Origin of the sequence: Amycolatopsis nivea (assembly GCF_004522235.1) — a bacterium.
GTDB classification, from domain to species: Bacteria; Actinomycetota; Actinomycetes; order Mycobacteriales; family Pseudonocardiaceae; genus Amycolatopsis; species Amycolatopsis nivea.
On sequence record NZ_SDLT01000003.1, the window covers coordinates 205,860 to 226,083 of the forward strand.

General features: G+C 70.7%; 22 protein-coding genes. 15 read left to right on the forward strand and 7 right to left on the reverse strand.

The window, feature by feature from the left end:
- The first annotated feature begins 97 nt into the window (after positions 1 to 97).
- From EIZ44_RS04955 to EIZ44_RS04965, 3 genes are all read left to right on the forward strand, one after another.
- The gene (locus tag EIZ44_RS04955; RefSeq protein WP_240691229.1) at positions 98 to 811 is read left to right on the forward strand and encodes a lysophospholipid acyltransferase family protein; all 714 of its coding nucleotides are present in this window, start codon (positions 98 to 100) and stop codon (positions 809 to 811) included.
- Positions 811 to 1,836: an NAD(P)H-dependent glycerol-3-phosphate dehydrogenase gene (locus EIZ44_RS04960; RefSeq protein ID WP_043835439.1), complete on the forward strand. Its 1,026-nt coding sequence runs from the start codon at positions 811 to 813 to the stop codon at positions 1,834 to 1,836. Before EIZ44_RS04955 ends, EIZ44_RS04960 begins: the two co-directional genes overlap by 1 nt.
- Positions 1,837 to 2,377: 541 nt before the next feature.
- The gene (locus EIZ44_RS04965) at positions 2,378 to 2,857 is read left to right on the forward strand and encodes a cysteine dioxygenase (RefSeq protein ID WP_134727834.1); all 480 of its coding nucleotides are present in this window, start codon (positions 2,378 to 2,380) and stop codon (positions 2,855 to 2,857) included.
- Here EIZ44_RS04965 and EIZ44_RS04970 read toward each other — a convergent pair whose 3' ends face one another.
- From EIZ44_RS04970 to EIZ44_RS04980, 3 genes are read right to left on the reverse strand one after another with little or no spacing between them, the layout of a single operon-like run.
- Complete coding sequence (locus EIZ44_RS04970; protein ID WP_134727835.1) at positions 2,858 to 3,844, reverse strand: asparaginase; 987 nt, start codon at positions 3,842 to 3,844, stop codon at positions 2,858 to 2,860. It abuts the gene before it with no gap.
- Positions 3,845 to 3,854: 10 nt separating this feature from the next.
- Complete coding sequence (locus tag EIZ44_RS04975) at positions 3,855 to 4,676, reverse strand: class I SAM-dependent methyltransferase (RefSeq protein WP_134727836.1); 822 nt, start codon at positions 4,674 to 4,676, stop codon at positions 3,855 to 3,857.
- Complete coding sequence (locus tag EIZ44_RS04980; RefSeq protein ID WP_134727837.1) at positions 4,673 to 5,047, reverse strand: VOC family protein; 375 nt, start codon at positions 5,045 to 5,047, stop codon at positions 4,673 to 4,675. The genes EIZ44_RS04975 and EIZ44_RS04980 overlap by 4 nt, the downstream gene beginning before the upstream one ends.
- Before the next feature lie 138 nt (positions 5,048 to 5,185).
- On the opposite strand from EIZ44_RS04980, the gene EIZ44_RS04985 reads away from it, so the two are divergent.
- Both EIZ44_RS04985 and EIZ44_RS04990 read left to right on the forward strand, forming a co-directional pair.
- Positions 5,186 to 5,887 (forward strand): response regulator transcription factor, encoded by a 702-nt coding sequence (locus EIZ44_RS04985; RefSeq protein WP_134727838.1) that lies wholly within the window; start codon positions 5,186 to 5,188, stop codon positions 5,885 to 5,887.
- Positions 5,884 to 7,338: a sensor histidine kinase gene (locus EIZ44_RS04990; RefSeq protein ID WP_037811722.1), complete on the forward strand. Its 1,455-nt coding sequence runs from the start codon at positions 5,884 to 5,886 to the stop codon at positions 7,336 to 7,338. Before EIZ44_RS04985 ends, EIZ44_RS04990 begins: the two co-directional genes overlap by 4 nt.
- On the opposite strand, the gene EIZ44_RS04995 is transcribed toward EIZ44_RS04990, so the two are convergent.
- Positions 7,310 to 7,984 (reverse strand): pyridoxamine 5'-phosphate oxidase family protein, encoded by a 675-nt coding sequence (locus tag EIZ44_RS04995; protein WP_037811721.1) that lies wholly within the window; start codon positions 7,982 to 7,984, stop codon positions 7,310 to 7,312. The two genes, EIZ44_RS04990 and EIZ44_RS04995, sit on opposite strands and share 29 nt — an antisense overlap.
- An 89-nt stretch (positions 7,985 to 8,073) precedes the next feature.
- Between EIZ44_RS04995 and pdxR the strand changes: the two genes are divergently transcribed.
- The 4 genes from pdxR to EIZ44_RS05015 all read left to right on the forward strand — a co-directional run bounded on the left by pdxR (position 8,074) and on the right by EIZ44_RS05015 (position 13,617).
- Complete coding sequence (gene pdxR / locus EIZ44_RS05000) at positions 8,074 to 9,444, forward strand: MocR-like pyridoxine biosynthesis transcription factor PdxR (RefSeq protein WP_037811720.1); 1,371 nt, start codon at positions 8,074 to 8,076, stop codon at positions 9,442 to 9,444.
- Between the two features lie 106 nt (positions 9,445 to 9,550).
- Entirely contained in the window at positions 9,551 to 11,077 is a 1,527-nt protein-coding gene (locus tag EIZ44_RS05005) for a serine hydrolase domain-containing protein (RefSeq protein ID WP_134727839.1), read from the forward strand.
- 6 nt (positions 11,078 to 11,083) lie between these two features.
- On the forward strand, positions 11,084 to 12,181 hold the full coding sequence (locus EIZ44_RS05010) for a D-alanine--D-alanine ligase family protein (protein WP_134727840.1): 1,098 nt from the start codon (positions 11,084 to 11,086) through the stop codon (positions 12,179 to 12,181).
- A gap of 95 nt (positions 12,182 to 12,276) precedes the next feature.
- Positions 12,277 to 13,617: an MFS transporter gene (locus tag EIZ44_RS05015; RefSeq protein WP_037811717.1), complete on the forward strand. Its 1,341-nt coding sequence runs from the start codon at positions 12,277 to 12,279 to the stop codon at positions 13,615 to 13,617.
- Here EIZ44_RS05015 and EIZ44_RS05020 read toward each other — a convergent pair.
- Both EIZ44_RS05020 and EIZ44_RS05025 read right to left on the reverse strand, forming a co-directional pair.
- The gene (locus EIZ44_RS05020) at positions 13,598 to 14,137 is read right to left on the reverse strand and encodes a DUF3515 domain-containing protein (RefSeq protein WP_134727841.1); all 540 of its coding nucleotides are present in this window, start codon (positions 14,135 to 14,137) and stop codon (positions 13,598 to 13,600) included. The two genes, EIZ44_RS05015 and EIZ44_RS05020, sit on opposite strands and share 20 nt — an antisense overlap.
- A gap of 19 nt (positions 14,138 to 14,156) precedes the next feature.
- Complete coding sequence (locus EIZ44_RS05025; protein ID WP_037811714.1) at positions 14,157 to 14,390, reverse strand: Lrp/AsnC ligand binding domain-containing protein; 234 nt, start codon at positions 14,388 to 14,390, stop codon at positions 14,157 to 14,159.
- Between the two features lie 137 nt (positions 14,391 to 14,527).
- Here EIZ44_RS05025 and EIZ44_RS05030 point away from each other — a divergent pair, with 137 nt between their 5' ends.
- The 5 genes from EIZ44_RS05030 to EIZ44_RS05050 all read left to right on the forward strand — a co-directional run bounded on the left by EIZ44_RS05030 (position 14,528) and on the right by EIZ44_RS05050 (position 18,115).
- Positions 14,528 to 15,487: a thiamine-phosphate kinase gene (locus EIZ44_RS05030; RefSeq protein ID WP_037811712.1), complete on the forward strand. Its 960-nt coding sequence runs from the start codon at positions 14,528 to 14,530 to the stop codon at positions 15,485 to 15,487.
- A gap of 20 nt (positions 15,488 to 15,507) precedes the next feature.
- Positions 15,508 to 15,996, forward strand: a complete 489-nt coding sequence (locus EIZ44_RS05035; protein ID WP_134727842.1) for a GNAT family N-acetyltransferase — start codon at positions 15,508 to 15,510, stop codon at positions 15,994 to 15,996.
- Between the two features lie 17 nt (positions 15,997 to 16,013).
- Positions 16,014 to 16,544 carry a gamma carbonic anhydrase family protein gene (locus tag EIZ44_RS05040; RefSeq protein WP_134727843.1) on the forward strand — a complete coding sequence of 177 codons (531 nt, stop codon included), beginning with the start codon at positions 16,014 to 16,016 and terminating at the stop codon, positions 16,542 to 16,544.
- A gap of 31 nt (positions 16,545 to 16,575) precedes the next feature.
- The gene (locus EIZ44_RS05045) at positions 16,576 to 17,253 is read left to right on the forward strand and encodes a uracil-DNA glycosylase (protein WP_037811706.1); all 678 of its coding nucleotides are present in this window, start codon (positions 16,576 to 16,578) and stop codon (positions 17,251 to 17,253) included.
- 73 nt (positions 17,254 to 17,326) lie between these two features.
- Positions 17,327 to 18,115, forward strand: a complete 789-nt coding sequence (locus EIZ44_RS05050) for an alpha/beta fold hydrolase (protein WP_037811704.1) — start codon at positions 17,327 to 17,329, stop codon at positions 18,113 to 18,115.
- A gap of 196 nt (positions 18,116 to 18,311) precedes the next feature.
- On the opposite strand, the gene rpmB is transcribed toward EIZ44_RS05050, so the two are convergent.
- Positions 18,312 to 18,503: a 50S ribosomal protein L28 gene (gene rpmB / locus EIZ44_RS05055; protein ID WP_009074135.1), complete on the reverse strand. Its 192-nt coding sequence runs from the start codon at positions 18,501 to 18,503 to the stop codon at positions 18,312 to 18,314.
- A gap of 134 nt (positions 18,504 to 18,637) precedes the next feature.
- On the opposite strand from rpmB, the gene EIZ44_RS05060 reads away from it, so the two are divergent.
- Positions 18,638 to 20,224: a DAK2 domain-containing protein gene (locus EIZ44_RS05060; protein ID WP_134727844.1), complete on the forward strand. Its 1,587-nt coding sequence runs from the start codon at positions 18,638 to 18,640 to the stop codon at positions 20,222 to 20,224.

A 20,224-nucleotide genomic window follows, 5' to 3' on the forward strand; every position in this document is an offset into this window, starting at 1 on the left:
GATCACCCGGAGCAGAGGCGACCCGAGGAGGAGAACTGTGGCACGGCGTGAGAAGGGCGGATTCTGGGTGGGGCTGGCCGCCGCCGCGTTCTACCCGATGACCGCGATCGGCAAGCGGGTGTACCTCGGCGCGGAGAAAATCCCCCGGCAAGGGCCCGCGGTGCTGGTGATGAACCACATCTCGCACCTCGACCCGCCGGTCGACGCGGTGTTCGTGCACCGGCAGAAGCGGGTGCCGCGGTTCTTCCTCAAGGCGAGCCTGAAGAACGTGCCGGTCTTCGGCCGGATCGTGACCGGGTCCGGGCAGATCCCGGTGGCGCGCGGGTCGAGCGCGGCGGGCGACAGCCTCAAGGCCGCGCACCAGGCGCTCGAAGAGGGCAAGGTCATCGTGATCTACCCCGAGGGCACCATCACGAAGGACCCGCTGGGCTGGCCGAAGGAGGCTTACAGCGGCGCGGCGCGGCTGGCGCTGCAGAACGACGTGCCGGTGATCCCGATCGCGCGCTGGGGCACGAACCAGATCTTCAACGGCTACACCAAGAAGTTCACGCCGTTCCCGCGCAAGACGGTGACGCACCTGGTCGGCGACCCGATCGACCTGTCGCGGTTCCGCGGCGCGAACCCGCGCAGCGCCTCGACGCTGCGCGAGGTCACCGCGGTGCTGATGGACGAGGTGACCCGGCTGCTGGCCGAGATCCGGCAGGAGGAACCGCCCGCGAAGAAGCCGGAAACGGACGCGGCGGCGGACACCAAGGCGGAGATCACCGCCGAGCCCAAGGCGGAGGCCGAGAAGCCGGAGGACGGTGCCTGATGGCGGGTTTCGCCGCCGACGTGCAGCGGGTCACCGTGCTCGGCGCGGGTTCGTGGGGCACCGCGTTCGCGAAGGTGCTCGGCGACGCGGGCCGGGACGTGACGATGTGGGCGCGCCGGGAAAGCGTCGCCGAGGAAATCCGGGAGCGGCACACCAACGAGTCGTATCTGCCGGGAACGACGTTGCCGGACCGGATCACCGCGACGTCCGACGCGGCCGAGGCGCTGGACGGCGCGCAAGCGGTCGTGCTCGGGGTGCCGAGCCAAAGCCTGCGCGCGAATCTCACCGGCTGGCGGCCGCTGCTCCCGCCCGAGGCGATCCTGGTCAGCCTCGCCAAGGGCGTGGAACTGGGCACGCTCAAGCGGATGAGCGAGGTGATCGCCGAACTCGCCGAAGTCGATCCGGGCGAGATCGTGGTGGTGTCCGGGCCGAACCTGGCCCGCGAGATCGCCGCCGGGCAGCCCGCCGCCGCGGTGCTCGCGTGCGCCGACCACGAGCGCGCGAAAGCGGTGCAGCAGGCGACGTCGAACCAGTATTTCCGGCCCTACACCAACACCGACGTGGTCGGCTGCGAGCTCGGCGGCGCGTGCAAGAACGTGATCGCGCTCAGCTGCGGGATGGCCGCCGGGATGGGCTTGGGCGCGAACACGATGGCGACGCTCATCACGCGCGGACTCGCCGAAATGGCGCGGCTCGGCGCGAAACTCGGCGCGGACCCGCTGACCTTCGCCGGACTCGCCGGGCTCGGCGACCTGGTCGCGACGTGCTCGTCGCCGTTGTCGCGCAACCGCACCTTCGGCGAACGCCTCGGCCGCGGCGAGACGCTGGCCGAGGCGCAGGCGGCGACCGGCGGGCAGGTCGCGGAGGGTGTCGCGTCGTGCTCGTCGATCCGCGAACTGGCGCAGCGCCACGGGGCCGACATGCCGATCACGGACGCGATGTACCGGGTGTGCCACGAGGGCGTCGACCCGCGGCAGGCCGGCGCGGAACTGCTCGGGCGGTCTCGGAAGCCGGAGTGGCGCTGAGACTTGTGAGTGGCGGTGCCGGTTAGAACCGGCATTGCCGCGCACGAGGGTGTGAGGGGTGGCGGCCTCGGGGAAAGCTCGATCTGGTGAGTGGTGGTGCCGGTTAGAACCGGCATGAACACTCACGAGCGGCGAGGGCTTGTGGGGCTGAGCACGCTCGGCTTGGCGGTGGCTGGGGTCTCGTGAGTGGCGGGGCCGGTTAGAACCGGCATTGCCGCGCACGAGTTTCGAAGGCGGGAAGCTCGGCCTGGCGAGCGGGCTGGGTGTCGTGAGCGGCGCTGCCGGTTAGAACCGGCGTTGCCGCGCACGAGCGGGTGCGCCAGGGTGTGAACCTGCGCTCACCTGGGCGGTCCAGGGGGTGAGACGGGTTGACCGGGCGGTCCGGGGCTGGTTCTCTGTGCGGCATGCTGACGTGCGAGATGACGATGCGGCCGGGGTCTGACGACCTCCGCCCCGTCATGGGCATGTCGTGTCGCTGTTGTCGGTGAAACCGTCCCGGCCCAGTTCGACACCCATCTTCTTCCCGTGAGGACTTCTTTTCATGTTCGCCGTTCCGGACAACACCCTGCTGCGTCCCGAGAACCCCGCCCTGCGGCATCCGGTCCGCGTCGCCGTCGACGTGGCCGCTGACCGGGAGCGCTGGGGCGCCCTGCTGCGCTACGACCCCGACCAGCGGTTCTCCGCCCTCGTCGAACGCACCGAGGACCAGGAGATCTGGCTGCTCAGCTGGCTTCCCGGCCAGCACACCGACCTGCACGACCACGCCTTCTCGACCGGCGCGTTCACCGTCGTGTCCGGGCGGCTGACCGAAACCGTCGCGCGGCGCGCCCCTGGCGGGCGTGCGGTGACCGAGGTGCACGGGCTGTCCGCCGGGCAGTCGCGCGTGTTCGGGCCCGGCTACGTGCACGAGGTGCGCAACGACGGCCCGGACCCGGCGATCAGCGTGCACGTCTACCGCCAGGGCGGCCGGCAGATGCGGTCGTACCAGGCGAATCCGGTCGACGGGCCGTTCCGGGCGTGATCAGCGGTCGAGGTCGCCGCGCAGCCTGAACTGCCGTTCGATCTCCTCCCGGGAGACGCCCGCCGCGAGCAGAACCTGCAGCAGGATCCGCGATTTCCGCGGGCAGAGCCAGCCGGCCATCGTCGCGCCCATCCGGATCAGGCTCGATTCGGAGCCGTGAAACCCGTAGGTGCCGCGGAAAGTCGGGCCCGCGCCGGTCCGGGACGCGACGACCACCGGTACTTCGGCCGCTGCGATCACGTCCGCGGTTCCGGTCGACACGTGTCCGACGCCGTTCGCGGCCACCACTACGCCGCGCGCGCCGCCCTTGAGGACCAGCGACAGCAGTTCGCCCGAGTCTTCGAGACCTGATTCCAGCAGCGGAACGAGATCGACGGTTTCGGCTCCCGGCAGCACCGGCAGGCGCGGCGGCGACGGGTGGAAGTAGTGCACCGCTCCTTCGGCGACCATGCCGAGCGGGCCCGCCGGCCGCGACGAAAACGTTTCGACGTGGCTGGAATGCGTCTTCCGAACCCAGCGCGCCGCGTGCACGTCGTCGTTGAACGCCACCAGCGCGCCCCGGCCGCGGCTGCGCGGATCGGCGGCGACCGCGAGCGCGGCGAGGATGTTCGCCTGCCCGTCCGGGCTGGGCAGGCTCGGGTTCCGCATCGCGCCGGTGATCACCACCGGTGCGTCGGACGGCCACGTGAGGTCGAACAGGTACGCCGTTTCCTCCAGCGTGTCCGTGCCCTGCACCACCACGAGACCGTCCGCGCCCGCCTCGATCTGCTCGACGCCCCACTGCCGGGTCCGCGCGAGCGTCGCGTAGTCCATCGACGAACTCGACAGCCCGGCGAGCGTCGCCGCGGTGATCTCCATCGGCAGCCGGGAACCCAGGTCCCCCAGCAGGTCCTCGGCGCTGAGCCGCGGCACGACGCCGTCTTCGATCGAACGTCCGGGAGCCATCGAGATGGTGCCGCCCAGCGCGGCGACGGCGATGCGAGTCATGCCCCGCACTCTATGCGGGGCGCCGCGCCTGCAGGGTGTAGCTCGCGGCGATCCGGCGCGGGTTGTCCCGCAACCGCCATTCGCCGCCCCCGGCCTCTTCCATCTCGTTGGGCAACGCGTTCCACGCCGCGGTGTCGTGCTCGGTCAGCCCGGTCAGGATCAGGCCATGGTCGAGCAGCGCGGTGACGATCTCGCCGAGCGAATGGTTCCAGCTGTGCGTGGTCGTCGTGCGCAGCGGTTCGTCCGTGTCGACGTAGGTGGTGTCGTCGCTGAACACGAGCGGTTCGTCGTGCTCGAAGTAGTCGTACTTCGGCCACGCGCGTTCGGATTCGTCGTCGAGCGTCCACAGCATCGGATGGCCTTCGCGCATGAAGAGCCGTCCGCCGGGCCGCAGCAGCCGCGCGACCACCTCGGCCCACGGCGCGATCTTCGGCAGCCAGCAGATCGCGCCGATCCCGGTGTACACCAGGTCGAACGCGTTTTCGCCGAAGACTTCCACCGCGTCGTAGACGTTGGCCTCGTGGTAGTCGATGTCCGCGCCGGTGGCGTCGGCGAGCTCGCGCGCCTCGGCGAGCGATGCCGGGGAAAGGTCCAGACCAGAGATCTTGGCCCCGAGCCGGTGCAGCGACAGCGTGTCCGTGCCGATGTGGCACTGCAGGTGCACGGTGCGCAGCCCGGAAACGTCGCCGAGCCGCGGCTGGTCGAAGCGCACGATCTGGCTCAGGTGCGCGGGATCGGCCTTGAACTTGTCGAACTCGTAGTACGCCGAGCGCGCGTGGATCGGCGCGCGGTCGTCCCAGTTGGCGCGGTTGATCTCGAACGAATCGGTCACGCCATCTCCGCCAGGCTGCGCTCGACGCAGAACTCGTTCCCTTCGGGATCCCGCAGCACGATCCAGCCGCCGCCGTCCTCGCGGCGGTGGTCGGCATGCAGCGTCGCGCCCAGCTTGAGCAGCCGCTCCACCTCTTCGTCACGGGTCCCGCCGTCTGGCTTCAGGCAGACGTGCAGCCGGTTCTTGACGGTCTTGGGTTCGGGGACGGCGATGAACAGGAGAGTGACGCCGGACTCGAGCCTGATGCCGATCTCCGGATCGCCTTGCCGGTCGTCCTCGCCGACCGGGCGGCCGGTCACCTTGGTCCAGAACTGGGCCAGAGCCCACGGGTCGGCGCAGTCGACGGTGATGTTGTCCACGTACGAGGTCATCGGGCTCCTTGTGCCAGGGTTGCTGCCGGTCCGGAGTCTGCCCGGAATGCCCGATGCGCGCGACAGGTTTCCTGTCGAGTCGCTGTCAGCCGGGGGTTCGGCTCGCGCGCCCGCGCGGACGTCGCGGAGGATGGCGGGGTGGAGAACCCGAACCCGGTGCGGCTGCTCGTCGTGGACGACGAGCCGCACATCGCCGACCTGGTCGCGACCGTCGCCCGTTACGAGGGCTGGCAGGCCGTGACGGCCGGTTGCGGCGCCGACGCGCTCGCGCGCGCCGCGGAGTTCGCTCCCGACATCGTCGTGCTCGACCTCATGCTGCCCGATTTCGACGGCTTCACCGTGCTCGACAAGCTGCGCGAGAAACACGACGCGGTGCCGGTGGTGTTCCTGACCGCCAAGGACGCGACCGCCGACCGCATCGCCGGACTCACCCGCGGGGGTGACGATTACCTCGTCAAGCCGTTCTCCGTCGAGGAGTTGATGGCGCGGCTGCGTGCGGTGCTGCGGCGGACGTCCGAGAAGCCGGATACCCGCACGGTGGTGCTGCAGGTGGGCGATCTCACCCTGGACGAGGAGACGCACGAAGTCCGGCGCGGCGGCCAGCTCGCCGAGCTGACGCCGACCGAATACGAGCTGCTGCGTTACCTGATGCGGCGTTCGCCCGCGGTGCTCACCAAGGCGCAGATCCTCGACCACGTCTGGGAGTACGACTTCGGCGGACGGTCCAATGTGGTCGAACTCGCGATCTCGCGGCTGCGGCGCAAGCTCGACACCGAGGCCGAACCGCTGATCCACACCGTGCGCGGCGTCGGGTATTCCGTGCGACAGGCGGGCCGGTGAACCGGGTCGGGCGCTGGGCTCGCCGGTGGTACCGGGCTTGGCGCGCTTCCCGGCTCGGCACGCGGCTGGCGTTCGGGCTGGGCGCGTTGTCGCTGGTGGTGTTCGCGATCGTCGGCGCGCTGACCGTCGAGCTGATGCACGATTACCTCAACCGGCGGCTCGACGAGCAGCTCAAGACGAGCCAGGTCGCGCAGGTGCCGCATCTGCGCGAATCGAAGGACAATCCGGAAGTCGTCTACTCCTGGTACTCCGCGGTTTTCGATGTGCGGGAGGGGCACGCCGTCCCGCAGCCGGGAAGCACGTTGCCGAACGACGTGCGGCCGTTGGCGCAGGTCGCCGAAGAAGCGACCAGCGGCGACCTGTTTCGCACGATCGCCTTGCCCGGTCAGGGTTCTTACCGCGTCCGGGCCTGTCCGGTGGAGACCTCGCAGAACGGGACCGGCACCGTGCTGTTGAGCGCCGCGCCGCAAGCCGATCTCGACAACACCGTGCAGCAGCTGATGTTGATCGAAGTGCTCGCGTTTCTCATCGCGTTGGCGATTCTCGTTGTCGCGGGCCGCGTGGTGCTGCGGCGCGGATTGCGTCCGTTGTCGGACATGGCTGGCACGGCGCACGACATCGCCTCGCACGACCTCACCGCCACGGCGGATTTGCCGGTGCGCGCGTCCGGCACGGGTGGCGGCGCGGAGGTCGAGGAGCTGCGGACGGCGTTCAACTTGATGTTGAGCCACATCGAATCCTCGCTGGCCGCGCGCACCGAGGCGAACGATCGGCTGCGCAGGTTCGTCGCCGATGCTTCGCATGAGCTGCGGACGCCGTTGACGTCGATCCGCGGCTATGCCGATCTTTTCCGTTACGCCGCCGCGAACGAACCCGAGGAACGCGAGGCGCACCTGGAGAAAATCCGGGCCGAGACCGCGCGGATGAGCGTGCTGGTGGACGATCTGCTGCTGCTCGCGCGGCTGGACGCGCGCGACGTCGAACCGCCGGTGCGCCCGCAGCGGATGGATCTCACCGAGATCGCCGCGGCCGCCGCGGACGCGTTCCGGGCCGGTCGGCCGGGACATCCGCTGACGGTCTCGATTCCGGAGGAACCGGTGTTGCTGCACGCGGATCCGGCGCGGCTGCGGCAAGTCCTGGACAACCTGCTCGCGAACGCCGCGGTGCACACCGCGGAGGGAACGCCCGTGGAGTTGGCGGTGACGGTGGCCGACGGGATGGCCGTCGCCACCGTCACCGATGACGGACCGGGGATTTCCGCAGCGGATCAGCAGCGGATTTTCGACCGGTTCTATCGCGTCGACAACTCCCGCACCCGGGCCGCTGGCGGCACCGGGCTGGGGTTGTCAGTGGTGCATTCGCTCGTGGTGGAGCACGGCGGGACGGTCTCGCTGGAGAGCCGCCGCCCCGGGCGGACGGTATTCACCGTGCGGTTGCCGCTGCCTTCGTGACGCGTGCGGTGACGTGTTCGGGCACGGTCCAGCCGGGCGGCAGGTCAGCGGACGGTTCCGGCTCGCCGAAGACCGTGCGCACCGGCAGTACTCCGGCCCAGGCGGCATTTGCGGTGACGTCTTCGGGCTCGTCGTCCGGTCCTTCGGCGCGGAGTTTCACCGACGCTTCGGCGAGGTCGAGCGCGATGACCGACACCGCGGCGAATTCCTTCTTGTTCACCGCGCGAGCGTGCTCCCACGAACCGGGGGAGAGGTGGTCGGTGAGCACGTGCAGGCCGCGCATCTTCTCGTCCGGGTCGGTCACCAGCCGGGCCTTGCCGAGGATCACCGCGCTGCGGTAGTTGACCGAGTGGTTGTTCACCGAGCGGCAGTAGACGATGCCGTCGAGGAGGGTGACCGTCACGCACACGTCGGTTTCCCCGGTCGCGGCTCGCAGACTGGCCGCGCCCGTGGAACCATGCAGGTACAGGGTGTCGCCGTCGCGGCCGTATCCGGTGGGCAGCACCAGCGGGACGCCGTCGCGGACCACGCCGAGGTGGCAGATCAGCGCCTCGTCGAGCACGGCGTGCAGGACCGCGCGCTCGCTGGCGGCGCGGTGGCGTTTGCGGCCGAGCGTGGTGCGTTCGGTGGGCGAAAGGCTGCTCATGCGTTCAGTGTGCGGCGGCCAAGTGGCTACGTTGAATGTCCACTTCTTCTACACTTGAGAAGTCCACTTCGCCGTAACGGAGGTCCGCCGTGTCCTACGCCGACACCGCCCTGCCGGTCAGTCTCGACCGCGAAGCGGCCACCCCGCTGGCCGTGCAGTTGGCCGACGCCTTGCGCGAAGCCGCGGCCGGCGGGCATCTCCGCGGCGGCGACCGGCTGCCGTCCACGCGCGCGCTGGCGGAACGGCTCGGCGTCTCGCGCACTGTCACTTCGGCTGCGTACGAGCAACTTCACGCGGAAGGCTGGATCGCCGGCCGACACGGCTCCGGCACCTACGTGACCACTCCGCCGACCCGCGCCGCCGCGTCCGTCACGGTGCCCGGTTCGCTGCTCGCCGAGGCGGAACAAGCCCCGTTGCTGGACCTCGCGCCGGGTACGCCGTGGGCTGGCGGCCTCGACCGCGCGGCCTGGCGGCGAGCGTGGCGGGCCGCCGCCGATCCCGAGCCGCTCACGCGCGCGCACCGCGCCGGGTTGCCGGAATACCGCGCGACCGTGTCGGAACACCTGCTGCGCCACCGCGGTCTGGCCGCCGGTTCGGTGCTCGCGACCGGCGGTACCACTGCGGCTGTCGTGGAACTCGCCGCTGCCGTGCTGCGCCGAGGTGCGGTCGTGGCCTTCGAGGAACCGGGTTATCAGCGTGCGGTGCAAGCGTTCCGGCAGGCCGGGCTCACCGTTGTCGGCGTTCCGGTGGACGAGGAAGGTCTTCGTCCGGACGCGATTCCCGCCGGGGCGCGCGCCGTTTATTGCTCGCCCGCGCACCAGTACCCGATGGGCAGCCGGATGAGCGCGGCCCGCCGCGTGCAGCTCGTGGAACGCGCTCGCGCGGAAGGCATGCTGGTCATCGAGGACGACTACGACGGCGAGCTGCGCTTCGACGTCGCCCCGCTGCCGATGCTGGCCGCGCTCGCCCCGGACGTCGTCGTGCACCTCGGCACCACCAGCAAAATCCTCACCCCGACCCTCGGCGCGGGCTGGCTCGTCGCGCCCGCTTCGGTGGCCGATTCCATTCTGGCGTACCGGGATCTCACCGGAACCCGTCCGTCGCCGGCGGGGCAGCGGGTGCTCGTCGAACTCGCCCGGACCGGCGATCTGGGCCGGCACCTGCGGAAGCTGCGCCGGGAAATGGCCGAACGCCGGACGGTGCTGGTGACCGCGCTGTCGAACGCCGGAATCCCGTTCGTCGGCGACGACGCCGGCGCGCATCTGGTGGTGCGGACGGAAAGCGCCGAGACCGAGGCCGAGTTGATCGCCGCGGCGGAACGGCATTCGATCCGGCTCGACGGGCTGGCGCGGCATTTCGCCGGAACGCCGACGGTGCACGGCATCGCGCTGGGTTACGCGGGCTGCTCGCGGGAAGCGTTGATGGCCGCGGTGCCGACGCTGGTCGATCTTCTCCGCTGACTACGGGGGCCAGCCCTACCTTCGGTCCGCCGGTCAGCTTCATGGTGCCGGATCCGCTGCTCCGCGAGGCTTTTGCCGATCAGTTCGGCGCGCGGAGGAGTGCGGGATGACTTGGCGGATCCGGGTAGCAGCGATGGCGACCGCGATGCTGGCGGTGTTCGCCGCACCGGCCTCAGCGCAGCCAGCAGACACTGCGGTAGCGCACTTGCGTGAAGAACTGGCGGGCGGTCCGCCGTCGTCCTACGCGCTGGTGCCCGCGGACGGCAAGGTGACGACCGGCGCGGTCGGCCCCGACGTGACGCCGCAGTCGCCGTTTCTGCTTGGCTCGCTGAGCAAATCGTTCACCGCCATGGCAGTCATGCAGCTCGTCGACGCGGGCAAAGTCGGCCTGGACACCCCGATCACCGCGTACCTGCCGTGGTTCCGCACCGCCGGATCCAACGATCCGATCACCGTGCGGCAGTTGCTGAACCAGACCAGCGGGCTGCCGACCGAAGCGGGCACCGTCGACCTCTATGAGCCGGAAACCACGCTGGAACAGCGCGTCCGCGCACTCGCCGACGTCGTCCCGGTGTCTCGCCCAGGCACCGCTTTCCACTACTGCAACAAGAATTACGCGACGTTGGGTCTGCTGGTCGAGCAGGTTTCCGGCCAGAGCTACGCCGACTACCTCAAAGCGCACGTCCTCGCCCCGCTCGGCATGAACCGCACCTTCACCAACCTCGCCGACGCCCGTCGCGCGGGTCTGATCGAGGGCTCGTCGGTGCTGTTCGGCCTGAACGTGCCGATGGAAACACCGGATTTCCCGGGCGCGCTGCCTGACGGCTACCTGGTCTCGACCGCCGAGGACCTCAGCCACTACCTCACCTTCCAGATGACCGGCGCCTACCGCGGCGTCCGTCCGCTGTCCGCCGAAAGCCTGCGCCTGATGCACAGCGCGGCCGTCCCGACCGGCGACGACCACGCGATCGACGGCATCGACCACTACGGATCCGGCTGGGGCACCGGCACTCTCCACGGCCAGCCGGTCGTCCAGCACGACGGCGACCTGACCCGCTACCACGCCAACCTGGGCTTTCTGCCGAACCAGCAGGTCGGCCTGGTGGTGCTGACCTCGCGCAACCCGGTCCTGCTGGACAACGGCGCGCCGTTCCACCACACCCTCGCGATGCTCGCGGGCGCACCGGCCCCGGAGATCGGCAACGGTTTCCTGCTCACCTACGGCGTCATCGACGGCGTCGCTCTCCTGGCCCTCGCCGCGATGGTTTTGGCGACCCGCCGACAGATCCGTCGCGCGCGAAAACTGCCGGAACTCTTGCGGGACAAGGGTTTTCGCCGGGTAGCGGTGCGGCCGCTGGTCGGACATCTCATCGCCGCAGCGGCGCTGTACGCGGCGGTGTTCGTCGGAGTCGGCCTGCTCAGCTACGGCGGCTGGCTGCCGGTGGACGTCGCGTTCCAGACGCTGCCGGACTTCACGGTCCTCGTCCTGGCCGGGACAGCGTTCCTCGCGGTGCGCGGGTTGGGGTGGTTCGCGCTGGCCGCCTCGCGGACTCGCCGACCAGCGGCTCGACCCTCCCGACCAGCGCAGACACCCCCGGCGCGCGCTGTTGACGAGGCTCACCCGGTACGGTGACCGGCTATGAGCGCTGAAAAGATCCGGGTCGCGGTCGTGTTCGGTGGCCGCAGCAGCGAGCACACCATCTCGTGCCTGTCCGCGGGCAGTGTGATCTCGAACCTGGATCCGGACCGCTTCGAGGTGCTCCCGGTCGGCGTCACGCCGAACGGCGGCTGGGTGCTCGGCACCGGCGACCCGAAGCAGCTCAGCATCCAGGGCCGCGAGCTGCCGTCGGTCGAGTCCGGCCGCGCGCTCGTGCTCGCCGGCGACCCGACCAGCCGCGAGCTGCGCACCGTCGACCCGGGCCAGGCCACCGAGGTGCTCGGCACCGTCGACGTCGTCTTCCCGGTGCTGCACGGCGCCTTCGGCGAGGACGGCACCATCCAGGGCCTGCTCGAACTCGCCGACATTCCGTACGTCGGCCCCGGCGTGCTCGCCAGCGCGGCCGCGATGGACAAGGAATACGCGAAGAAGCTGCTCGCCGCGGAAGGGCTGCCGGTCGGCACCTACGCCGCGCTGCGCCGCGGACAGTCCACTTTGGCCGAAGCGGACCGGGAACGCCTTGGCCTGCCGGTGTTCGTGAAGCCCTCGCGCGCCGGTTCGTCGGTCGGGATCTCCCGGGTCGCCGACTGGGCCGGCCTGGACGCCGCGATCGAACTGGCCCGGCGCACCGACCCGAAGGTGCTCGTCGAGGCCGCGGTGCGCGGGCGCGAGGTCGAATGCGGCGTGCTGGAATTCCCCGACGGCCGCGTCGAGGCGTCGCTCCCGGCGGAGATCCGGGTGCTCGCCGAGGGCGAGGACGCCTGGTACGACTTCGAAACCAAGTACCTCGGCGAGGACGCCGAACTGGACATCCCGGCCAAACTGGACGACGCGCTCACCGACCGGCTGCGCGCGATGGCCGTCGAGGCGTTCCGCGCGCTCGACTGCCAGGGCCTCGCCCGCGTCGACTTCTTCGTGACCGAGGAAGGCGACCTGGTGATCAACGAGGTCAACACGATGCCCGGGTTCACCACGAAGTCCGCCTACCCGAAGATGTGGGAGGTCACCGGGGTGGACTACCCGACGCTGCTGTCGACGCTGATCGACACCGCGCTCGCGCGGGGCACCGGCCTGCGCTGACCGCCGCGACCGCGGCGCGCGCGGCCGGACCAGGCCGGCGACCTTACGATGGCCCTCGAACGAACGGCCTGTCCCCACCGTAAGGAAAACAGCGCGTGCAGATCGCATCCCGGCTCGACCGGCTCCCGGTCACCCGGCGGCACCGGTACTTCGTCGCAGTGGTCGGCATCGCGACCTTCTTCGACCTCTACGACCTGTTCCTCGCCGCGACCATCAGCACCGTCCTCACCAAGGAGTTCGGCGTCACCCCGACGACGCTGAAGTACGTCCTGGCGTCGGCGTTCGTCGGCGCGTTCGTGGGCGCGGTGTTCCTCGGCAGGCTGGCCGACCGGCTCGGCCGGCGCCGCGCGTTCCTGCTCACCCTGGGCCTGTACTCGGTGTTCACGCTGCTCGGCGCGTTCAGCACGGACGTGTGGATGCTGGTGATCTGCCGGTTCATCGCCGGGATCGGCATCGGCGCGGAACTGCCGGTCGCTGACGCCTACCTCGCCGACCTGCTGCCCGCGCGCGCCCGCGGCCGGGCGACAGCCTGGGCTTACACCATCGGCTTCTGCGGCGTCCCCGCTGCCGGATTCCTCGCCCGTGCGCTCGTCGGGCACGCGCCGCTCGGCATCGACGGCTGGCGCTGGCTGTTCGTGATCGGTGCGCTGGGCGCGGCGGTCGTGTGGGCGCTGCGGTTCACGCTGCCGGAATCACCGCGTTGGCTTGCGGCACAAGGAAGAATCGGCGAAGCGGACGAGGTCGTGCGCAAGCTCGAAGCGAGCGCGCCGCAGCCGTTGCCCGAACCGGAGCCGGAACCACCCGCGCCCGAACCCGTGCGCGCGTCGGCATTGCTGCGTCCGCCGTGGTTCCGTCGCACGGCGATGCTGTACGTCTTCCAGCTGCTGCAATCGTTCGGCTACTACGGATTCGGTTCGCTGGTGCCGATTGTGCTGGCCGCCAAGGGTTTCGGCCTCGTCACGTCGCTGACGTTCAGCGCGCTCACCTTCCTGGGCTATCCGATCGGCTCGGCGCTGTCCATCCCGATCATCGAACGGCTGGAACGCAAGTGGCTGATCGTCGCGAGCGCGGCGGCGATGGCGGTGTTCGGGCTGGCCTTCGGCTACGCGACGTCCGGCGTGCTGATCGCGGTGTTCGGCTTCTGCTACACCGCCGTCAGCAACGTTTTCTCCAACGCCTTCCACACCTACCAGGGCGAACTGTTCCCGACGTCGCTGCGCGGCACCGCCGCCGGTTCGGCCTACGCGTTGTCCCGGTTGGCGACGGCGGCGATGCCGTTCGTGCTGCTGCCGGTTCTGCATTCGGCGGGTGCGACGACGATGTTCGCGGTGGTCGCGGGTGCGATGGTGCTGCTGATGGTCGACGTGGCGGTGCTCGGCCCGCGTACTACTGGCGAGTCGCTGGAGACGATCGCGGCTAGAACTTCAGAGGCTTGACGGGCAGCTTGGCGGAGATAGCGTCCGAAATGGCCTGCAGCGGTCCCGTCCCGGCGCTTGCCGGGACGGTCAGCGCGACGTAGACCGGCCGGTCGACCGCGTACCAGGTGGCCGAACCGCCCTGCTCGATCTGCAGCCACTGCACCTTGTTGACCACGCGCAGCTGCGCGGTCTGGGTGAGCTCCGGCGGGCGTTCGAGGCCGCAGCGCAGCACGACCGGATCCGGTTCGCCCCACGCGACGGTGGCCTTCGGCGCGGGCTCGGCGAGCGTGCGCGGCGACAGTTCCTTGCCGTTCGACGTGAGCGTGGCCGGGACCCCGGCGATCAGCTTCGCGCAGTCCGGCGACCCGGCCTGCGGCGCGGGAACGGACACGAGCGCGAGCGGCTGGTTCGGATCGGGCTGTCCCGAAGAGCTCTTCGTCAGCGCGACGACCGCGACCGCGACCGCCAGCGCGGCCACGAGCAACGACGCGGTGACGAGGACGACCTTCGGAGGAGCCCCGGTGTCGGTGTCTGCCACCGCCTCAGTGGACCACGGCTCAGAGATGCACGACCGGGCAGGTCAGCGTGCGCGTGATCCCCTGCACGTTCTGCACGCGGGCGACGACGAGCTGGCCGAGCTGGTCCACCGTGTCCGCGGCCGCGCGCACGATCACGTCGTACGGGCCGGTGACGTCCTCGGAGCTGGTCACGCCCGGGACCCCGGCGATCTCCGCAGCCACCGCGGCCGCCTTGCCGACCTCGGTCTGGATGAGGATGTATGCGTGGACCACGGCGTGCCCTTTCGTCGGTGGCGGTCTAGTCGAGGTAGGAACGGTGTAGGAAACGTAGCGCCAGCCCTGGGAAAAACCTAGGGGATCCGATTGTCGGTGGCCGATCCGACACAGGCGAGGGAAACAGGAGGTGACCGGTGTCACCGGACGAGCACTCGGTGGCCGCGACAGGCGAGTTCGGCCTGATCCGGCGGGTCACCGAAGGACGCGCGCAGCCGCCGTCGACACTGCTGGGCCCGGGCGACGACGCGGCGGTTCTCGCCGCGCCGGACGGCCGCGTGGTCGTCACGACCGACGTGCTGGTCCACGGCGTGCACTTCCGGCTCGACTGGTCGAGCCCGGAGCAGGTCGGGCGCAAGGCGGTCGCGGTGAATCTGTCCGACGTCGCGGCGATGGGCGCGAAACCGACGTCGGTGGTCGTCGGGATCGCGTGCCCGGCCGACACCCCGGCGCAGGTCGTGACCGAGATCATGGACGGCATGTGGGCCGAGGCGAACGCGGCCGGGATCGGGGTGTCCGGCGGCGATCTCGTGAGCGCGGACCAGCTCGTGATCAGCGTCACCGCATTGGGCGACCTCGAAGACCGCGAACCGGTGACCCGCTCCGGCGCGCGCCCCGGCGACGTGCTCGCGGTGTGCGGGCGGCTCGGCTGGGCCGCGGCCGGGCTCGCGGTGCTGCGCCGCGGATTCCGGTCGCCGGTCGGCGTGGTGAACGCGCAGCGCTGCCCGGAACCGCCGTACGCGGCCGGTCCGCAGGCCGCGCACGCCGGTGCGACGGCGATGATGGACGTGTCCGACGGGCTCCTCGCCGACCTCGCGCACCTGGCCGCGGCTTCCGAGGTCGGGCTCGACGTGCAGACCGCGTTGCTCGAGGTGCCGACGCGGCTGAAGGAGGTCGGCAGCGCGCTCGGCGCGGACCCGATGCAGTGGGTGCTGACCGGCGGCGAGGACCACGCGCTGGTCGCGACGTTCCCGCCGTTCGACGACCTGCCCGAGGGCTGGCGCAAGATCGGCGTGGTCACCATGCCCGGATCCGGCGTCACCGTGGACGGGCGCGAGTACGACCAGCAGGGCGGCTGGGAGCACTGGCAGCAGTGATCCTTCATTAGGCTGGCGCCGTGGACATCCGTGCCGTCGCCTTCGACCACCCCGACGCCGCCAAGCTGATGGCCGAGGTGCAACTGGAGTACGTGCGCCGCTACGGCTCCGAGGACGAGACCCCGATGGACCCCGCGGAGTTCGCGCCGCCGCGGGGCCTGTTCCTGGTCGGGTACCTGGACGACGTGCCGGTGGCGTCCGGCGCGTGGCGCGCGCACGACGGTCCCGAGCCGACGTTCCGGCCCGGCGACGTCGAGCTGAAACGGATGTACGTGGTCGAATCCGCGCGGGGCCGCGGGTTCGCCCGCGCGATGCTCGCCGAACTGGAGCGCACCGCGGTCGCTGCCGGACGCCTCCGCGTCGTGCTGGAGACGGGCACCGAACAGCCGGAAGCGATCGCCCTCTACCGTTCGTCGGGCTACGTCGAGGTCCCGGCTTTCGGTTATTACGGCGAAATGCCCGAAAGCCGGTACTACGGCAAGGATCTGGCCCGCGACCGACAACACTGAACGACCCGGAGGCGGCATTGGCCATCTACGCGCTCGGCGACCTGGTCCCGACCATCCACCCGGACGCCTACGTCCATCCCGACGCCACCGTGATCGGCGACGTCCGGATCGGCGCGCGCGCCTCGGTCTGGCCGCAGACGGTGCTGCGCGGCGACCACGGGTACATCGAGATCGGCGAACGTTCGAACGTGCAGGACGGCTGCGTCGTCCACTGCACCGCGCGGCATCCGACGATCGTGGGCCCGTCCTCGGCGGTCGGGCACGCGGTGCACATCGAGGGCGCGACGATCGGCACCGGCTGCCTGATCGCGTCGGGTTCGGTGGTGCTGAACGGAAGCGTGATCGAGGACGGCGGCATGGTCGGCGCGGGCGCGGTGCTGTCGTACGAATCGCGCGTCGGCACCGGCGAGATCGCACTGGGAGTTCCGGCGAAAACGCGGCCGAACAAGTCGTTTTCCGAAGACCAGATCGCCGCGGTCGTGGATTCCTACGTCCGGCGCGGAGCCCGGTTCCGGGCGGAGTTGCGCAGGCTGGACCCGCCCCGGTGACCTCGGGCACGTGGCGCTAGGCTCGCGGGCCGTGACTGGACGACCGCTGGACGAAATCGTCGAAGCCGGCTGGGCGAAAGCCCTTGAACCAGTGGCCCCGCAGGTCGCCGCGATGGGGGAGTTCCTCCGCGCCGAGATCGCCGCGGGCCGCACCTATCTTCCCGCGGGCGAGCACGTGCTGCGCGCGTTCAAGCAGCCGTTCGACGACGTCCGCGTGCTGATCGTCGGCCAGGACCCGTACCCGACGCCGGGGCACGCGGTCGGCCTGAGCTTCTCGGTGGCCCCGGACGTGCGGCCGATCCCGAAGAGCCTGATCAACATCTACCAGGAGTACTGCGAGGACCTCGGCCATCCGACCCCGTCCAACGGCGATCTGACCCCGTGGGCGGAGCAGGGCGTGCTGCTGCTGAACCGGTCGCTCACCGTGCAGCCGCACAAGTCGAACTCGCACCAGGGCAAGGGCTGGGAACAGGTCACCGAGCAGGCGATCAAGGCGCTCGCCGCGCGCGGCGGACCGCTGGTGGCGATCCTGTGGGGCCGCAACGCGCGGAACCTGCGGCCGATGCTCGGCGAGGTGCCGTGCATCGAATCGGCGCACCCGAGCCCGCTTTCGGCGCGCAACGGCTTCTTCGGGTCGCGGCCGTTCAGCCGGGCGAACCAGCTGCTGGTCCAGCAGGGCGCGGAACCGCTCGACTGGAAACTTCCCTGACGCGGCGTGTCCAGTTCCGGCGATCGGCGCCGACCACCAGGGTAAGCAGCGACTGAAACCCTGGAGGAACGCCATGACCGCCACCGTCACGTCCGCCGACGGCACCCCGATCGCCTTCGACACCTACGGCACGGGTTCGCCGGTGCTGCTGGTCGGCGGCGCGGTGAACGACCGCACGACCGTCGCCGCGCTCGCCGCGGTGCTCGCCGACGCAGGTTTCACCGCCGTCGCCTACGACCGGAGAGGCCGCGGCGACAGCGGCGACGCGCCGGTCTACGCCGTCGAGCGCGAGATCGACGACCTCGAGGTGCTGATCGAGGCCGTCGGCGGCTCGGCCGCGGTGTTCGGCCACTCGTCCGGCGCGATCCTGGCCCTGGAAGCGGCGGCGCGCGGACTGCCGATCACGAAGGTGGCGGTGTACGAACCACCGTTCATCGGCGACGACCGCCCACGGCCGGCTGAAGACCTGGTGGACCGGGTCAGCGCCTGCCTCGCCGACGGCGACCGGGACGGCGCGGTCGAGTTATTCCTGGTCGAGGGCACCGGGACCCCGGCCTCGGTGGTGGACTCAATGAAGTCCGCGCCGGTGTGGGGCTGGTTCGTCGGACTGGCGCACACGCTGCCGTACGACCTGACCGTGTGCGGCCGCGGCAACTACCTGCCGACGGACCGGCTGGCGGCGATCACCGTCCCGGTGCTGTCGCTGTCCGGCGGCGCGGGGGAGGCGTGGATGACGTCGTCCGCCAAAGCCGTGGCGGGCGCGGTCGCGCATGGGCGGTATGAGGAGATCCCGGGGCAGGACCACGGGGTGCTGAACGCGCCGGAGTCCCTGCGAGAGGTGCTGGCGAACTTCCTGCGGTGACGAAAAAGGGGCGGGTGCCGAAGCACTCGCCCCTTTCCTCGCCCCAGCTCAAGTTCCGACCCCAAGGCGACCCAACGCGGGGGTCCAGGGGGCTTGCCCCCTGGCGGGGGCCCGGGGGTTCGACCCCCGGAAGACACCTGAGCGCAGAAAAATGGCGAGTGCTCTCCACGAGCACTCGCCACCCTGAAATCTGAACTCAGCCGCGTACGACCTTGCCAGCCTTGATGCACGAGGTGCAGGCGTTCAGGCGCTTGCGCTGGGACACGCCGACCTTCGCGTGCACAACCTGGATGTTCGGGTTCCACCGGCGGTTGGTACGCCGGTGGGAGTGCGAGACCGACTTGCCGAAGCCGGGTCCCTTGCCACAGACGTCGCACACGGCAGCCACGTCGAACTCCTCTGGATATGGGACAAAGAATGCGCGCCCGAACGTGCCGGGCAACTCGACCATAGTAACGAGTGGTCTCGGGGGGCTTGCCGCGGGGTCGTTACCCTCGCGGGGACCGGCTAGGAGGTTACGGGGTGCGGGTGCTGGACGCGGCGGCGGTGTCGGGCTGGGCGGCGGCCTCTGTGCGCAGCTTGGACAGGCTGCGCGCGGCCATCGACGGCATCAACGTCTACCCGGTCGCGGACTCGGACACCGGCTCCAACCTGCTGTACACGATGACCGGCGCGCAGGAGGCGCTCGCCGCGGCGGAACCGGCCGACGCGGCTGAGGCGCTGGCGGTGCTGGCGCGCGGGGCGGTGGCGCACGCGCGGGGCAATTCGGGAGTGATCCTGTCCCAGGTCATGCGGGGGATGGCGGACTGGGCGGCCACTGGCGGCGACCTTGACGGATCGGGTCTCGCCGCTGCGCTGGGGCACGCGGACCAGGCCGCCACGGGCGCGGTCAGCAGGCCGGTCGCCGGGACGATGCTGACCGTCCTGCACGCCGTTGCCGCCGCCGTCCGAGACACGACGCGGACGTTGCCCGAGGTCGCGCGCGAGGTCGTCACCGTGGCCGCGGCGGCGCTGGAGGAGACGCCCAAGCAACTGCCCGCGCTGGCCAAGGCGGGAGTCGTCGATGCCGGGGGGCGCGGGTTGGTCGCGGTGCTCGACGCGCTGGCCGGGGTGATTACCGGCGAACCCGAGGATCCCGGGCACGACCTGAAGGCGGTCGCTGCGCTGCCGGAGCAGGCGCCGTACGCGTGGGAGGTCATGTACTTGCTGGACGAGGTCGACGAGGACCGGCTGCCGGCGTTGCGGAAGGAACTGAGCGGGTTCGGCGACAGCGTGACCGTGGCGGGCGACGGTTCGGGCAGCCACGCGGTGCACGTCCATTGCGCGGACATCGGCGCGGCCATCGAAGCCGGGCTGCAGCTGGGCAGGCCGCGGAAGATCCGGGTCGAACCGCTGATCACGCCGACGCCGATCGAACCCGGTGGCGGTATCGACCGGTCTGTGGTCGCGGTGGTGCGCGGCGGCGGGCTCGCCGAGCTGCTGCGCGCCGAGGGCGTCGCTGTGCTGGCGGTGCCCGAGGGCGAGACGCCGAGCGTCGAGGACATGATCGGGCTGTTCAACGAGGCGGCCGGACAGCATCTGAGCGTCCTGCCGGGCGGGCCGGATCTCACCGCGGCCGCCGACACCGCCGCCGGGCATCCGATGGCGGGCGAGCGCGACGTCGTGGTGATCCCGTGCGCGTCGCCGGTGCAGGTGCTGGCCGCGCTCGCGGTGCACGACAGCGGACGCCGGGTCAACGACGACGTCGTCGCGATGGCCGAGGCGGCCGCCGCGACCAGGCGTGGCGAGCTGCGGATCGCGCACGAGGAGTCGCTAACCTGGGTGGGCCGGGCCCAGTCCGGCGACGTGATCGGCCTGGTCGACGACGAGGTGGTGCTGATCGAGCCCGCCCCGGCGTCGGCGACGAATCTCGTCGCGGCGGCGGTCAGCGTGCTGAACCGGATGCTGGCGCTCGGCGGCGAGCTGGTCACCGTCCTGAGCGGGGCGGACGCTCCGCCGAGGGTGGCCGCCGAGCTCGCCGAGCAACTGCGGCTGGAGCACCCCGAGGTGGAGTTGACGAGTTACGCCGGCGGGCAAAACGACGCTGTGCTGCTGATGGGGGTCGAATAA

Bases quoted from the DNA above. Each gene is read 5' to 3' on its own strand.
- EIZ44_RS04960 (WP_043835439.1), top strand. From the start codon at position 811: ATGGCGGGTTTCGCCGCCGACGTGCAGCGGGTCACCGTGCTCGGCGCG.
- EIZ44_RS04970 (WP_134727835.1), bottom strand. From the start codon at position 3,844: ATGACTCGCATCGCCGTCGCCGCGCTGGGCGGCACCATCTCGATGGCT.
- EIZ44_RS04965 (WP_134727834.1), top strand. From the start codon at position 2,378: ATGTTCGCCGTTCCGGACAACACCCTGCTGCGTCCCGAGAACCCCGCC.
- EIZ44_RS04955 (WP_240691229.1), top strand. From the start codon at position 98: ATGACCGCGATCGGCAAGCGGGTGTACCTCGGCGCGGAGAAAATCCCC.
- EIZ44_RS04980 (WP_134727837.1), bottom strand. From the start codon at position 5,047: ATGACCTCGTACGTGGACAACATCACCGTCGACTGCGCCGACCCGTGG.
- EIZ44_RS04995 (WP_037811721.1), bottom strand. From the start codon at position 7,984: ATGAGCAGCCTTTCGCCCACCGAACGCACCACGCTCGGCCGCAAACGC.
- EIZ44_RS05005 (WP_134727839.1), top strand. From the start codon at position 9,551: ATGACTTGGCGGATCCGGGTAGCAGCGATGGCGACCGCGATGCTGGCG.
- EIZ44_RS05010 (WP_134727840.1), top strand. From the start codon at position 11,084: ATGAGCGCTGAAAAGATCCGGGTCGCGGTCGTGTTCGGTGGCCGCAGC.
- EIZ44_RS05050 (WP_037811704.1), top strand. From the start codon at position 17,327: ATGACCGCCACCGTCACGTCCGCCGACGGCACCCCGATCGCCTTCGAC.